This window comes from Citrobacter sp. U14242, from assembly GCF_046555775.1.
Classification (GTDB): Bacteria; Pseudomonadota; Gammaproteobacteria; order Enterobacterales; family Enterobacteriaceae; genus Citrobacter.
In genome coordinates, this window is the sequence record NZ_JBKGLW010000019.1 from 1 (window position 1) to 14,201 (window position 14,201).

Annotated in this window: 13 protein-coding genes and 1 tRNA gene; 13 read left to right on the forward strand and 1 reads right to left on the reverse strand. The window is 52.8% G+C overall.

Annotation, left to right across the window (positions count from 1 at the left end; all coding sequences use genetic code 11):
- Positions 1-13 precede the first annotated feature (13 nt).
- Positions 14-89 (forward strand) — tRNA-Gly (locus ACLJXE_RS22890).
- Between the two features lie 269 nt (positions 90-358).
- Here ACLJXE_RS22890 and queG read toward each other — a convergent pair.
- The gene (gene queG, locus ACLJXE_RS22895; protein ID WP_410752126.1) at positions 359-1,498 is read right to left on the reverse strand and encodes a tRNA epoxyqueuosine(34) reductase QueG; all 1,140 of its coding nucleotides are present in this window, start codon (positions 1,496-1,498) and stop codon (positions 359-361) included.
- Between queG and nnr the strand changes: the two genes are divergently transcribed.
- The 12 genes from nnr to nsrR all read left to right on the forward strand — a co-directional run bounded on the left by nnr (position 1,497) and on the right by nsrR (position 14,167).
- Positions 1,497-3,044: a bifunctional ADP-dependent NAD(P)H-hydrate dehydratase/NAD(P)H-hydrate epimerase gene (gene nnr / locus ACLJXE_RS22900; protein ID WP_410752127.1), complete on the forward strand. Its 1,548-nt coding sequence runs from the start codon at positions 1,497-1,499 to the stop codon at positions 3,042-3,044. The genes queG and nnr overlap by 2 nt on opposite strands.
- Positions 3,016-3,477, forward strand: a complete 462-nt coding sequence (gene tsaE, locus ACLJXE_RS22905) for a tRNA (adenosine(37)-N6)-threonylcarbamoyltransferase complex ATPase subunit type 1 TsaE (RefSeq protein ID WP_410752128.1) — start codon at positions 3,016-3,018, stop codon at positions 3,475-3,477. Before nnr ends, tsaE begins: the two co-directional genes overlap by 29 nt.
- Positions 3,478-3,493: 16 nt before the next feature.
- Positions 3,494-4,819 (forward strand): N-acetylmuramoyl-L-alanine amidase AmiB, encoded by a 1,326-nt coding sequence (gene amiB, locus ACLJXE_RS22910; protein ID WP_410752129.1) that lies wholly within the window; start codon positions 3,494-3,496, stop codon positions 4,817-4,819.
- A 9-nt stretch (positions 4,820-4,828) separates the two neighbouring features.
- Positions 4,829-6,691 (forward strand): DNA mismatch repair endonuclease MutL, encoded by a 1,863-nt coding sequence (gene mutL / locus ACLJXE_RS22915; protein ID WP_410752130.1) that lies wholly within the window; start codon positions 4,829-4,831, stop codon positions 6,689-6,691.
- Positions 6,684-7,634 carry a tRNA (adenosine(37)-N6)-dimethylallyltransferase MiaA gene (miaA, locus tag ACLJXE_RS22920; protein ID WP_410752131.1) on the forward strand — a complete coding sequence of 317 codons (951 nt, stop codon included), beginning with the start codon at positions 6,684-6,686 and terminating at the stop codon, positions 7,632-7,634. Before mutL ends, miaA begins: the two co-directional genes overlap by 8 nt.
- A gap of 84 nt (positions 7,635-7,718) precedes the next feature.
- Positions 7,719-8,027 (forward strand): RNA chaperone Hfq, encoded by a 309-nt coding sequence (hfq, locus tag ACLJXE_RS22925; RefSeq protein ID WP_003025584.1) that lies wholly within the window; start codon positions 7,719-7,721, stop codon positions 8,025-8,027.
- 74 nt (positions 8,028-8,101) lie between these two features.
- On the forward strand, positions 8,102-9,382 hold the full coding sequence (hflX, locus tag ACLJXE_RS22930) for a ribosome rescue GTPase HflX (protein WP_032937767.1): 1,281 nt from the start codon (positions 8,102-8,104) through the stop codon (positions 9,380-9,382).
- A gap of 189 nt (positions 9,383-9,571) precedes the next feature.
- Positions 9,572-10,825 (forward strand): FtsH protease activity modulator HflK, encoded by a 1,254-nt coding sequence (gene hflK, locus ACLJXE_RS22935; protein WP_410752132.1) that lies wholly within the window; start codon positions 9,572-9,574, stop codon positions 10,823-10,825.
- A gap of 2 nt (positions 10,826-10,827) precedes the next feature.
- Positions 10,828-11,832 carry a protease modulator HflC gene (gene hflC, locus ACLJXE_RS22940; RefSeq protein WP_286630545.1) on the forward strand — a complete coding sequence of 335 codons (1,005 nt, stop codon included), beginning with the start codon at positions 10,828-10,830 and terminating at the stop codon, positions 11,830-11,832.
- A gap of 82 nt (positions 11,833-11,914) precedes the next feature.
- Positions 11,915-12,112 carry a DUF2065 domain-containing protein gene (locus ACLJXE_RS22945; RefSeq protein ID WP_286630546.1) on the forward strand — a complete coding sequence of 66 codons (198 nt, stop codon included), beginning with the start codon at positions 11,915-11,917 and terminating at the stop codon, positions 12,110-12,112.
- Between the two features lie 102 nt (positions 12,113-12,214).
- Positions 12,215-13,513, forward strand: a complete 1,299-nt coding sequence (gene purA, locus ACLJXE_RS22950; RefSeq protein ID WP_005134423.1) for an adenylosuccinate synthase — start codon at positions 12,215-12,217, stop codon at positions 13,511-13,513.
- A gap of 228 nt (positions 13,514-13,741) precedes the next feature.
- Positions 13,742-14,167, forward strand: coding sequence for a nitric oxide-sensing transcriptional repressor NsrR (gene nsrR, locus ACLJXE_RS22955; protein ID WP_005134424.1), 426 nt, complete (start codon positions 13,742-13,744; stop codon positions 14,165-14,167).
- Positions 14,168-14,201 lie beyond the last annotated feature (34 nt).

Consider the following 14,201-nt stretch of genomic DNA (forward strand, 5'->3'; position numbering starts at 1 on the left):
AGACGAAGATTAAGCGGGAATAGCTCAGTTGGTAGAGCACGACCTTGCCAAGGTCGGGGTCGCGAGTTCGAGTCTCGTTTCCCGCTCCAAATTCTTATCTCAATAAAAATATCCACAACGTAGTATCGCGTTGGGGACGTTTTATTTCGCCATTGACATACTTCTGTAAACAGACTTATCCACAGGTCGACGCATCATTCCTTGAATGCAAATAACTTCGCTGGGTGAATAATATCTTCATAACCAATTGAAATTATTGAGTTAATTATCATTTCAAATTGTTAATACGATCACTTGACGATTTTTTCCTTCTTGAATATCAATGTGTTTTTATTTTTATACACAAGCTGTGGATGACTTAAGCATCGCGCGGCAATCCTTTTTCAACGACCCTGACCAGACGTTGTTTCTTCGGTAACTGCACTTCCACTACGCAGGCATTTCGCTTCTCAATTTGCCGGGCAACCGCCCATGATATGTGCTCGTCGAGAAGTGGGTGCTCACCTCTGCGGGTTTCCAGCGCATTGATTACGGCTTCATCCCAGGGGGCATTTCCCAGCGCAACGGCGATATTCCGCAACCAGCGCAGATGGCCAATACGACGAATGGCAGAACCTTCCGTCACTTTCAAAAACCACGCCTCGTTCCAGCCAAACAACTCAATTAACTCTGGTGCATGAAGCTGCTTGCGCGGGTTGAAGTCATCTTCGGTAGTCAGTTGCGAATAGCGGTTCCAGGGGCAGATGAGCTGGCAGTCATCGCAGCCATAGATGCGGTTCCCCAGTAGCGGGCGAAACTCTTCCGGGATAGCACCTTCCAGCTCGATAGTCAGATAAGAAATGCAGCGGCGGGCATCGACAGTATACGGTTCAACGATAGCACCGGTAGGACAAATGGTCATACAGGCCACGCATTTCCCGCATCCTTCTTCGACTGGCTTATCAACCGGGAGGGGCAAATCGATCAGTAGCTCACCGAGAAAGAAGAATGAGCCAGCCTCACGGTTAAGGATAAGTGAGTGCTTACCCGTCCAGCCAAGCCCGGCTTTTTCCGCCAGTGGACGCTCAAGAATGGGCGCAGAATCGACAAAAGGTCTAAAATTCAGCGAAGCGCAGTGCTGTTGAATCATCTCGCCGAGCTTTTTTAAGCGGTTACGTAGCAACTTATGGTAGTCACGTCCAAGTGCGTACCGGCTGACGTAGCCCAGAGAGGTATTTTTCAACGTACTGGCAAAGGCTGCGTTGGCAGGAAGATAGTTCATTCGTACGCTGATAACGCGTAATGTACCGGGCAATAATTCATGAGGTCGGGCGCGCATCATGCCGTGACGGGCCATCCAGTCCATCTCGCCGTGATAGTGTTTATCCAGCCAGTCCTGCAGTTTGGGTTCGGCTTCGCTGAGGTCGGTATCGGCAATACCGACCTGCTGAAAGCCAAGTTCCAGCCCCCACTGCTTAATATTTTGCGCTAACTGATTGAGATCGAGGGGCTCTGACATGACGGACCATACAATGAAGAAAAACCTCGCAAGTATACCACACTCCATCTGGCACGCCGATGACATCAAACGGATGGAACGAGAGGCGGCAGACAACTTAGGGCTGACGCTTTATGAACTGATGCTGCGCGCGGGAGAGGCAGTGTTTCAGGCTACCCGGAACGCATATCCGCACGCTCAACATTGGCTGGTGCTGTGCGGCCACGGTAACAATGGCGGTGATGGGTATGTGGTGGCAAGACTCGCCAAAGCGCTGGGTATTGATGTCACATTGCTGGCGCAGGAGAGCGATAAAACGCTGCCCGAGGAAGCACAGCAGGCGCGTGATGCCTGGCTTAATGCGGGGGGCGTGATCCATTCAACAGATATCGTCTGGCCTGGTCGTGTGGATGTCATTATCGACGCGCTGTTGGGGACCGGTTTAAAACAGGCACCGCGCGAACCTCTCCGGACGCTGATTGAGCATGCCAATGCCCATCCTGCCCCCATCGTCGCCGTAGATATTCCTTCTGGCCTGCTGGCACAAACAGGAGCGACACCGGGGGCGGCGATAAATGCAGCGCATACCGTCACCTTTATTGCGTTGAAACCAGGGCTGTTAACTGGCAAAGCGCGCGATGTTACCGGACATCTGCACTTTAACGCGCTTGGGTTGGACGCCTGGCTTGCCGGGCAAGATGCGCCGATTCAGCGTTATGACGCCTCGCAGCTTGCGCACTGGTTAACACCACGTCGACCTACCTCACACAAAGGTTCCCATGGTCGGTTGGTCATTATTGGCGGTGACCACGGCACGGCGGGCGCCATTCGTATGGCCGGTGAAGCGGCGCTGCGTGCGGGGGCTGGGTTGGTCAACGTGCTGACGCGCAGTGAAAATATCGCCCCCATTTTGACTGCCCGACCGGAACTCATGGTCGATACGCTAACGCCGAAGACGCTGGAAGAGGGTTTGGCCTGGGCAGATGTCGTGGTGATTGGTCCTGGTCTTGGACAGCAGGAGTGGGGCAAAAAAGCATTGCAAAAGGTCGAGAATTTTCGCAAACCGATGCTCTGGGATGCCGATGCGCTTAACCTGCTGGCAATCAATCCCGATAAACGTCACAATCGCGTGATCACGCCGCATCCGGGTGAGGCAGCACGGTTGCTGGGTTGTTCCATTGCAGAAATTGAAGACGATCGCTTACTTTGCGCACAACGTCTGGTAAAACGGTACGGAGGTGTGGTGGTGCTGAAAGGCGCGGGGACGGTAGTCGCCTCTGAACAGGCTGCATTGGGTATTATTGATGCCGGCAATGCCGGAATGGCCAGCGGCGGGATGGGGGATGTGCTTTCCGGTATTATTGGCGCATTGCTCGGACAGAAGCTTACCCCGTATGATGCAGCGTGTGCGGGATGTGTTGCGCACGGTGCGGCGGCGGATGTACTGGCAGCGCGTTTTGGTATGCGCGGCATGTTGGCGACAGATCTCTTTACCACGCTACAGCGTATTGTTAACCCTGATGTGATTGACGTTTATCATGATGAATCGAGTAATTCCACTACCTGATGAGCAGGCAACTTTAGACCTGGGACTGCGAGTAGCCAAAGCCTGTGACGGCGCGACGGTTATTTATTTATATGGCGACCTTGGGGCGGGTAAAACAACCTTCAGTCGGGGATTCCTGCAGGCGTTAGGGCACAAAGGTAATGTAAAAAGCCCGACCTACACGCTGGTCGAACCCTATGCGCTCAATAATTTAATGGTTTATCACTTCGACCTGTATCGCCTTGCGGACCCGGAGGAGCTGGAATTTATGGGGATCCGTGATTATTTTGCCAATGATGCCATCTGCCTGGTGGAATGGCCGCAACAAGGTAAAGGTGTACTGCCAGACCCGGACGTCGAAATACACATTGAATATCAGGCGCAAGGTCGTGAGGCGCGCGTAAGTGCTGTCTCCTCATCGGGTGATTTATTGCTGGCGCGTTTAGCCGATTAACCTTAAGGGTGGCGGGATGATTTATCGCATCAGAAACTGGCTGATGGCAACCCTGGTCCTGCTGTGCGCGCAGGCAGGGGCCGCCAGCCTCTCCGATCTTCAGGTTTCCAATGGCGATCAACAGGCGCGGATTACGCTGAGCTTTATCGGTGAGCCGGAATACGCTGTGTCGCAGGAGGGGAAACGAACGGTCACGCTGGATATTAAACAAACAGGTGTGATTCAGGGATTACCACTGCTGTTCAGCGGCAATAATCTGGTGAAGGCGATCCGTTCTGGTACGCCAAACGATGCCCAGTCTCTGCGGCTGGTCGTCGATTTAACCGAAAACGGAAAAGCTGAAGCCGTAAAACGACAAAACGGTGGCAATTACACCGTTGTGTTTACGATTAAAGCTGATGCGCCGCCGCCACCGCCACCTGTGGTGGTCAAGCGTGTCGAGGCACCGGCCGTTGCTCCACGTCCCGTAGAGCCAGCACGTAATCCGTTTAAAGCAGAAAATGATCGCACCACCGCTGTGACCAGCAGCAATACGGCCACGAGACCGGCAGCTCAGGCTCGCGTCAGCAATGGCGATAAAGTTGTTATTGCTATCGATGCCGGACACGGCGGACAGGACCCTGGGGCGATCGGCCCTGGTGGTACACGCGAGAAAAACGTCACTATTGCTGTGGCGCGCAAACTGCGCAGCTTGCTGAATGATGATCCGATGTTTAAGGGGGTACTCACCCGTGACGGCGATTACTTTATCTCGGTGATGGGCCGTTCCGATGTTGCGCGTAAACAAAATGCCAACTTCCTGGTCTCTATTCATGCGGATGCCGCACCAAACCGCGATGCGACTGGCGCTTCAGTATGGGTGTTGTCAAACCGTCGTGCCAACAGTGAAATGGCCGGTTGGCTGGAGCAACACGAGAAACAGTCGGAATTGCTGGGCGGCGCGGGTGATGTGCTGGCTAACAGCCAGTCCGATCCATATCTCAGTCAGGCCGTACTGGACCTGCAGTTCGGTCATTCGCAGCGTGTCGGGTATGATGTGGCGACCAGCATGATCGGTCAGTTAGAGCGAATAGGTTCGATGCACAAACGCCGCCCGGAACACGCCAGCCTTGGCGTATTGCGCTCGCCGGATATCCCGTCAGTCCTGGTTGAAACCGGCTTTATCAGCAACAACAGCGAAGAACGGCTGTTGGCAAGCGATGATTACCAGCAGCAACTGGCCGAGGCGATTTACAAAGGACTGCGTAACTATTTCCAGACGCATCCGATGCAAACCGGCCCACAGGGCGCACCGGCGCAAACTGCCAGCGCCGTATCGCCTGGCAGCACGTTAACAAACTAAGGATTAGCCATGCCGATTCAGGTTCTACCGCCACAGCTGGCGAACCAGATTGCCGCAGGCGAGGTGGTGGAACGACCTGCGTCGGTGGTTAAAGAGCTGGTAGAAAACAGCATCGATGCGGGTGCTACGCGCATCGATATTGATATCGAACGCGGCGGGGCGAAGCTTATCCGTATTCGTGACAACGGCTGTGGGATTAAAAAAGACGAGCTGGCGCTGGCGCTGGCGCGTCATGCCACCAGTAAAATTGCTTCGCTTGATGATCTCGAAGCTATCGTCAGCCTTGGATTTCGTGGAGAGGCACTGGCGAGTATCAGCTCGGTTTCCCGTTTAACCCTGACATCGCGTACGCAAGAACAACCCGAAGCCTGGCAGGCCTATGCTGAAGGGCGTGACATGGATGTGACGGTTAAACCCGCTGCGCATCCGGTGGGGACCACGCTGGAAGTACTGGATCTGTTTTATAACACGCCAGCACGACGCAAGTTTATGCGCACGGAGAAAACGGAATTTAGCCACATCGACGAAATTATCCGCCGCATTGCGTTGGCGCGTTTCGATGTGACGATTAATCTGTCGCATAACGGCAAAATGGTGCGCCAGTATCGTGCCGTAGCGGCGGATGGACAAAAAGAGCGTCGACTGGGTGCTATTTGCGGGACGCCGTTTCTGGAGCATGCTCTGGCGATTGAATGGCAGCATGGCGATTTGACGCTGCGCGGCTGGGTGGCCGATCCGAACCACACGACAGCGGCGCTGGCAGAAATCCAGTACTGCTATGTGAATGGCCGGATGATGCGCGATAGACTGATCAACCATGCCATTCGCCAGGCTTGTGAAGATAAGCTGGGCGCCGATCAGCAACCCGCATTTGTACTGTATCTGGAAATCGACCCGCATCAGGTAGATGTAAACGTGCATCCAGCCAAACATGAGGTACGTTTTCACCAGTCTCGTCTGGTGCATGATTTTATTTATCAAGGGGTGTTAAGCGTCCTGCAACAGCAGTTGGAAACCTCGCTGCCGTTGGCTGATGATGAAGAACCCGCCCCGAGACACATCCCGGAAAATCGCGTGGCGGCAGGGCGTAACCATTTTGCCGAACCTGCGACAGCGCGTGAACCTGCTACTCCCCGTTATTCTGCCTCTTCCAGTAGTGGAAGTGGTCGCCAGGGGCAGGCAAGCGCCAGTTGGCCACATGCCCAGCCTGGATATCAAAAGCAGCAGGGCGAAATATATCAGCGCCTGCTGCAGACACCGGCCCCGATGCACAAACCACCTGTCGCTGAAACAGCGGCGGTACCCCTTACTGGCAACAGTCAGGGGTTTGGACGGGTGCTGACTATCGTAGGGACAGATTGTGCATTACTGGAAAGCGATGGCCAGATTCGGCTGCTGGCGTTACCTGTTGCGGAACGGTGGTTGCGTCAGGCGCAGCTTACGCCTGGGCAGGGCCCTGTTTGCGCTCAGCCACTGCTGATCCCGTTGCGTCTAAAAGTCAGCGCTGATGAAAAAGCAGCGTTGCAAAAAGGACAAAGCCAGCTGGCTGATTTGGGGATTGAATTTCAGCTGGATGCGCAGCATGTGACCATCCGAGCGGTGCCTTTACCCTTACGCCAACAAAATTTACAAATCTTGATTCCTGAACTGATAGGCTACCTGGCGCAGCAAACCGTATTCGAACCGGGCAATATTGCGCAGTGGATTGCACGTAACCTGATGAGCGAGCATCCGCAGTGGAGCATGGCCCAGGCGATTACGCTGTTGGCGGATGTTGAGCGGCTATGCCCACAACTCGTGAAGGCGCCGCCGGGTGGTCTGTTACAACCTGTTGATTTACATTCGGTAATGAACGCCCTGAAACATGAGTGATACCTGTAAGGCGAGCCTGCCAAAGGCAATTTTTTTAATGGGGCCGACGGCCTCCGGTAAAACGGCATTAGCAATTGAATTGCGTAAAGTTTTGCCCGTAGAGTTGATAAGCGTTGATTCCGCCCTTATTTACAAGGGGATGGATATCGGCACCGCGAAACCTGATGCTGATGAATTGAAGGCCGCACCACACCGATTGCTGGATATTCGTGATCCGGCGCAAGCGTATTCTGCAGCGGATTTTCGTCGCGATGCGTTAGCCGAGATGGCCGATATCACCGCAGCGGGGCGTATCCCGCTGTTAGTGGGTGGCACAATGTTATATTTCAAAGCGTTGCTTGAAGGGTTGTCACCGTTACCGTCGGCGGACCCGGAGGTCAGGGCCAGAATCGAGCAGCAGGCGGCAGAGCGTGGATGGGACGCGTTACACCGACAGCTTCAGGAGATTGACCCGGTAGCTGCGGCGCGGATTCATCCAAATGATCCGCAAAGACTTTCCCGGGCACTGGAAGTTTTTTTCATTTCGGGTAAAACTTTAACGGAGCTGACGCAAACGTCAGGAGATGCTTTGCCGTATGAGGTGCACCAGTTTGCGATCGCTCCGGCGAGCCGTGAATTGCTCCATCAGCGAATTGAGCAGCGTTTTCATCAGATGTTAGCTTCAGGTTTTGAAGCAGAAGTCCGGGCGCTTTTTGCCCGAGGAGATTTGCATACGGATTTGCCTTCCATTCGTTGTGTAGGGTATCGCCAGATGTGGTCATACATTGAAGGCGAAATTTCATACGATGAAATGGTTTATAGAGGTGTTTGCGCCACGAGGCAGTTAGCGAAGCGGCAGATAACCTGGTTGCGTGGTTGGGAAGGGGTGCACTGGCTTGACAGTGAAAAGCCTGACCAGGCGCGAAACGAAGTATTACAGGTTGTTGGTGCTATCGCGAACTGAATGTGTACAATTGAAACGTATCGTGCGCAATTTTTCAGAATCGAAAGGTTCAAAGTACAAATAAGCATATAAGGAAAAGAGAGAATGGCTAAGGGGCAATCTTTACAAGATCCGTTCCTGAACGCACTGCGTCGGGAACGTGTTCCAGTTTCTATTTATTTGGTGAATGGTATTAAGCTGCAAGGTCAAATCGAGTCTTTTGATCAGTTCGTGATCCTGTTGAAAAACACGGTCAGCCAGATGGTTTATAAGCACGCGATTTCTACTGTTGTCCCGTCTCGCCCGGTTTCTCATCACAGTAATAATGCCACCGGCGGCACTGGCAGCAACTACCATCACGGTAGCAACGCGCAGGGTTCATCAGCGCAACAGGACAGCGAAGAAACCGAATAAGGTTTTAGGCTGTTTTACACACGGGGAGCCAGAGATCCTGCGTTCCCCGTTGATATATATTAAGGGGTTGACGCTTGTTTGACCGTTATGATGCCGGTGAGCAGGCGGTACTGGTACACATCTATTTTTCGCAAGACAAAGATATGGAAGACCTCCAGGAGTTTGAATCTCTGGTTTCTTCCGCCGGTGTCGAAGCAATGCAGGTGATTACCGGGAGCCGTAAAGCACCGCACCCGAAGTATTTTGTTGGTGAAGGTAAGGCAATCGAAATTGCTGAAGCCGTAAAAGCGACTGGCGCTGCGGTGGTGATTTTTGATCATGCTCTAAGCCCTGCCCAGGAACGTAACCTGGAACAGTTATGCCAGTGTCTTGTTATCGACAGGACTGGTCTTATTTTAGATATTTTTGCCCAGCGTGCGCGGACCCATGAGGGGAAGTTGCAGGTTGAGCTGGCGCAGTTGCGCCATATGGCTACACGCCTGGTCCGTGGCTGGACTCACCTTGAAAGGCAAAAAGGCGGGATTGGTTTGCGTGGTCCGGGTGAAACCCAGCTCGAAACCGACCGTCGTTTGCTGCGTAATCGCATTTTGCAAATACAGTCGCGCCTGGAAAAAGTTGAAAAGCAACGTGAGCAGGGGCGGCAGTCGCGCAAGAAAGCGGATGTCCCAACCGTATCACTGGTGGGATATACCAACGCCGGAAAATCCACCCTGTTCAACCAGATAACCGAAGCCCGGGTCTACGCAGCGGATCAACTGTTCGCGACCCTGGATCCGACGCTTCGTCGAATAGACGTTGCGGATGTCGGTGAAACCGTGCTGGCGGATACCGTAGGGTTTATCCGTCATTTGCCACACGACCTGGTGGCGGCGTTTAAGGCCACTTTGCAGGAGACTCGTCAGGCGACCTTGCTGTTGCACGTTATTGATGCGGCAGATTTTCGTGTGCAGGAAAACATTGAGGCCGTCGACACGGTTCTTGAAGAGATCGATGCAAATGAAATCCCGACGCTGCTGGTAATGAATAAGATCGATATGCTGGATGATTTTGAACCGCGTATCGACAGAGATGAAGAGAATAAACCCATTCGCGTGTGGGTCTCAGCGCAAACGGGAATTGGCATACCACAGCTTTTTCAGGCTTTGACAGAGCGACTTTCCGGTGAGGTTGCGCAACATACGTTGCGTCTGCCGCCGCAGGAAGGACGACTGAGAAGCCGGTTTTACCAACTTCAGGCAATAGAGAAAGAGTGGATGGAGGAAGACGGTAGCGTAGGTCTGCAAGTACGTATGCCGATCGTAGACTGGCGTCGCCTCTGTAAACAAGAACCGGCACTGGAAGACTATGTTGTCTGACCTGACGGATATGGCCTGAAGATTTTTTCGCCTCTATTCCTCGTGGATTTTATGCGGCAGGAAGGCGGCAAGTCCTGAAATCTCCAGGAGCATAGTCAACTATGTGACTGGGGGTGAAAGACGTAGCCAACGCATCTGCTGCGCAAAAGACGCAGGTATAGCATCGCATAACAAATATGGAGCACAAAAATGGCGTGGAATCAGCCCGGTAATAACGGACAAGACCGCGACCCCTGGGGAAGCAGCAAACCTGGCGGCAACCCTGAGGGAAATGGAAACAAAGGTGGTCGCGATCAGGGACCTCCCGATCTGGATGATATCTTCCGCAAACTGAGTAAAAAACTCGGTGGTTTGGGTGGCGGTAAAGGTACGGGTTCTGGCTGTGGTAGCTCATCACAAGGCCCGCGTCCGCAACTGGGGGGCCGAGTCTTTACTATCGCAGCGGCAGCTATCGTCATTATCTGGGCGGCTAGTGGTTTCTACACCATTAAAGAAGCGGAACGTGGTGTAGTGACACGCTTTGGTAAATTCAGCCATCTGGTTGAGCCGGGTCTGAACTGGAAACCGACCTTTATCGACGAAGTGACTCCGGTCAACGTTGAAGCTGTGCGTGAACTTGCAGCATCCGGCGTGATGCTGACATCAGACGAAAACGTCGTGCGCGTTGAAATGAACGTGCAGTACCGTGTGACCGATCCACAGCGTTACCTGTTTAGCGTAACCAGCGCGGATGACAGTCTGCGTCAGGCAACTGACAGCGCCCTGCGTGGAGTCATCGGTAAATACACCATGGATCGTATCCTGACTGAAGGGCGTACCGTTATTCGTAGCGATACCCAGCGTGAACTGGAAGAAACCATTCGTCCGTACAATATGGGTATCACCCTGCTGGACGTCAACTTCCAGGCTGCACGCCCGCCGGAAGAAGTAAAAGCGGCGTTTGATGATGCTATCGCAGCGCGTGAAAACGAGCAGCAGTACATCCGTGAAGCAGAAGCGTATACCAACGAAGTTCAGCCACGTGCAAACGGTCAAGCGCAGCGTATTCTGGAAGAAGCGCGTGCGTATAAGACCCAGACCATCCTGGAAGCACAGGGTGAAGTGGCTCGCTTCGCAAAAATTCTGCCGGAATATAAAGCCGCACCGCAGATTACTCGCGAGCGTCTGTATATCGAAACCATGGAAAAAGTGCTGAGCCATACCCGTAAAGTACTGGTTAACGATAAGGGCAGTAATCTGATGGTTCTGCCGTTGGATCAGATGCTGAAAGGCGGTACTGCGCCAGCAGCTAAGACTGACAGCAGTTCAAATCTGCTGCGTCTGCCACCGGCAACGTCTTCCAGCACTGGAGCAAGCAACACCTCGTCCACCAGTCAGGGCGATATTATGGACCAACGCCGCGCGAATGCGCAGCGTAACGACTACCAGCGTCAGGGGGAATAACGATGCGTAAGTCAGTTATTGCGATTATCATCATCGTCCTGGTAGTTCTGTTCATGTCTGTCTTTGTGGTCAAAGAAGGCGAGCGCGGGATTACCCTACGCTTTGGTAAAGTTCTGCGTGACGATGACAACAAGCCGCTGGTGGTTGCACCAGGCCTGCACTTCAAGATTCCGTTTATTGAATCCGTGAAGATGCTGGATGCGCGTATTCAGACCATGGACAACCAGGCCGATCGCTTTGTTACCAAAGAGAAGAAAGACCTGATCGTTGACTCCTACATTAAGTGGCGCATCAGTGACTTTAGCCGCTACTACCTGGCAACGGGCGGTGGTGATGTTTCTCAGGCAGAAGTGTTGTTGAAACGTAAGTTCTCTGACCGTCTGCGTTCTGAAATCGGTCGCCTGGACGTGAAAGATATCGTTACCGATTCCCGTGGTCGTTTGACCCTGGAAGTCCGTGACGCGCTGAACTCCGGTTCTGCTGGCACAGAAGATGAAGTCGCGACTCCGGCGGCGGATAGCGCGATTGCCGAAGCGGCTGAACGTGTGCAGGCTGAAACGAACGGTAAAGTCCCGGTCATCAACCCGAACAGTATGGCGGCACTGGGTATCGAAGTGGTCGATGTGCGCATCAAGCAAATCAACCTGCCAGCTGAAGTGTCCGAGGCTATTTACAACCGTATGCGCGCTGAGCGTGAAGCGGTAGCACGTCGCCATCGTTCACAGGGTCAGGAAGAAGCGGAAAAACTGCGTGCAACAGCGGACTATGAAGTCACTAAAACGCTGGCAGAAGCTGAGCGTCAGGGCCGCATTATGCGTGGTGAAGGCGATGCAGAGGCCGCTAAATTGTTTGCCGATGCGTTCAGTCAGGATCCTGACTTCTACGCCTTCATCCGTAGCCTGCGCGCTTACGAGAAGAGCTTCGAAGGAAACCAGGATGTAATGGTCATGAGCCCGGACAGCGATTTCTTCCGTTACATGAAGACGCCGAATAGCGCAACACGCTAAAATAGCTCCAGCGGTTTTAGACCAGCAAAACCACCGGCATCCTCAGGGATGCGGTGGTTTTCTTTTTATATAAGGACGACGGATGAACTCAACAATTTTGCTGGCGCTCGCGCTGGTTTTGGTGCTGGAAGGCCTGGGTCCTATGCTGTATCCCCGCGCCTGGAAGAAAATGATCTCGGCGATGGCACAACTTCCTGAAAATATTTTGCGTCGTTTTGGTGGAGGTCTTGTGGTCGCGGGCATTGTCGTCTACTACATGTTGAGGAAAACGATTGGCTGATCAATAAGTAGACTAATTTGCGGATTTTTGGATGCAAAAAGTGCTGTATATCTGAAAAAGCGGTGGTAGAATCCATTTTTAAGCAAACGGTGATTTTGAAAAATGGGTAACAACGTCGTCGTACTGGGCACCCAATGGGGTGACGAAGGTAAAGGGAAGATCGTCGATCTTCTGACTGAACGGGCTAAATATGTTGTGCGCTACCAGGGTGGTCACAACGCAGGCCATACTCTCGTAATCAACGGTGAAAAAACCGTCCTCCATCTTATTCCATCAGGTATTCTTCGCGAGAATGTAACCAGCATCATCGGTAACGGTGTTGTACTGTCTCCGTCCGCGCTGATGAAAGAGATGAAAGGGCTGGAAGATCGTGGTATCCCGGTTCGTGAGCGCCTGCTGCTGTCTGAAGCGTGTCCGCTGATCCTTGATTATCATGTTGCGTTGGATAACGCTCGTGAGAAAGCGCGCGGTGAGAAAGCGATCGGTACCACCGGTCGTGGTATCGGCCCGGCTTATGAAGATAAAGTGGCTCGTCGCGGTCTGCGCGTTGGCGATCTGTTTGATAAAGCAACTTTCGCTGAAAAACTGAAAGAAGTGATGGAATATCACAACTTCCAGTTGGTGAATTTCTACAAAGTTGAAGCCGTTGACTACCAGAAAGTGCTGGATGATGTGATGGCGATTGCCGACATCCTGACGTCTATGGTTGTTGATGTTTCCGATCTGCTGGACCAGGCGCGTAAGCGTGGCGATTTCGTCATGTTTGAAGGTGCGCAGGGTACTCTGCTGGATATCGACCACGGTACCTATCCGTACGTAACGTCTTCCAACACCACTGCGGGTGGCGTGGCGACCGGCTCCGGCCTGGGCCCGCGTTATGTGGACTACGTTCTGGGTATCATCAAAGCTTATTCCACGCGTGTAGGTGCGGGTCCGTTCCCGACTGAATTGTTTGATGACGTCGGCGAATTCCTGTGCAAACAAGGTAACGAGTATGGCGCAACGACGGGTCGTCGTCGTCGTACCGGCTGGCTGGACTCCGTCGCTGTGCGCCGTGCGGTACAGATTAACTCCCTGTCTGGCTTCTGCCTGACCAAACTGGACGTACTGGACGGTTTGAAAGAGGTTAAAATCTGTGTTGCTTACCGTATGCCGGATGGCCGTGAAGTCACGACTACTCCGCTGGCAGCAGACGACTGGAAAGGTATTGAGCCGATTTACGAAACCATGCCTGGCTGGTCTGAATCCACCTTTGGTGTGAAGGAACGTAGTGGTCTGCCGCAGGCAGCGCTGAACTACATCAAGCGTATTGAAGAACTGACCGGTGTGCCGATTGATATTATCTCAACTGGCCCGGACCGTACTGAAACCATGATCCTGCGCGACCCGTTCGACGCATAATCATGTTTGGCGCAGTGCCGCTGGCGCTGCGCATATCAGGCCTGCATGTGTTATTTTGTAGGCCGGATCAGGCACTTTTCACCGCCATCCGGCTTAACAAAGAGTGAATTCCTCGCTTTTTTCCTTCCCGAACTGAAATAAATTAGCGACCTGGCTGGTGGCTGGTTTATCATCAATATAATTAATACTACCAGGCTTATCCGTTTTATCCCTTTTCCTGAGGTTGATGTGCAGTTAACAAGTTTCACCGATTACGGATTACGTGCGCTAATCTACATGGCGTCGCTACCCGAAGGACGTATGACCAGTATTTCTGAGGTGACAGAAGTCTACGGCGTGTCCCGTAATCATATGGTCAAAATAATCAATCAACTTAGCCGGGCGGGCTTCGTTACTGCTATTCGTGGAAAAAATGGCGGCATCCGCCTGGGCAAACCGGCTAAAGCTATTGGAATTGGTGATGTGGTTCGCGAGCTGGAACCCTTATCGCTGGTTAACTGTAGCAGCGAGTTTTGCCACATTACCCCTGCCTGCCGACTCAAGCAGGCGCTTTCTAAGGCAGTGCAAAGTTTTCTCACGGAACTGGACAACTACACACTTGCTGATTTGGTTGAAGAGAATCAACCGCTTTATAAATTATTGCTGGTGGAGTGACGAAAATCTTCATCAGAGCTGACAATGGAGGAAC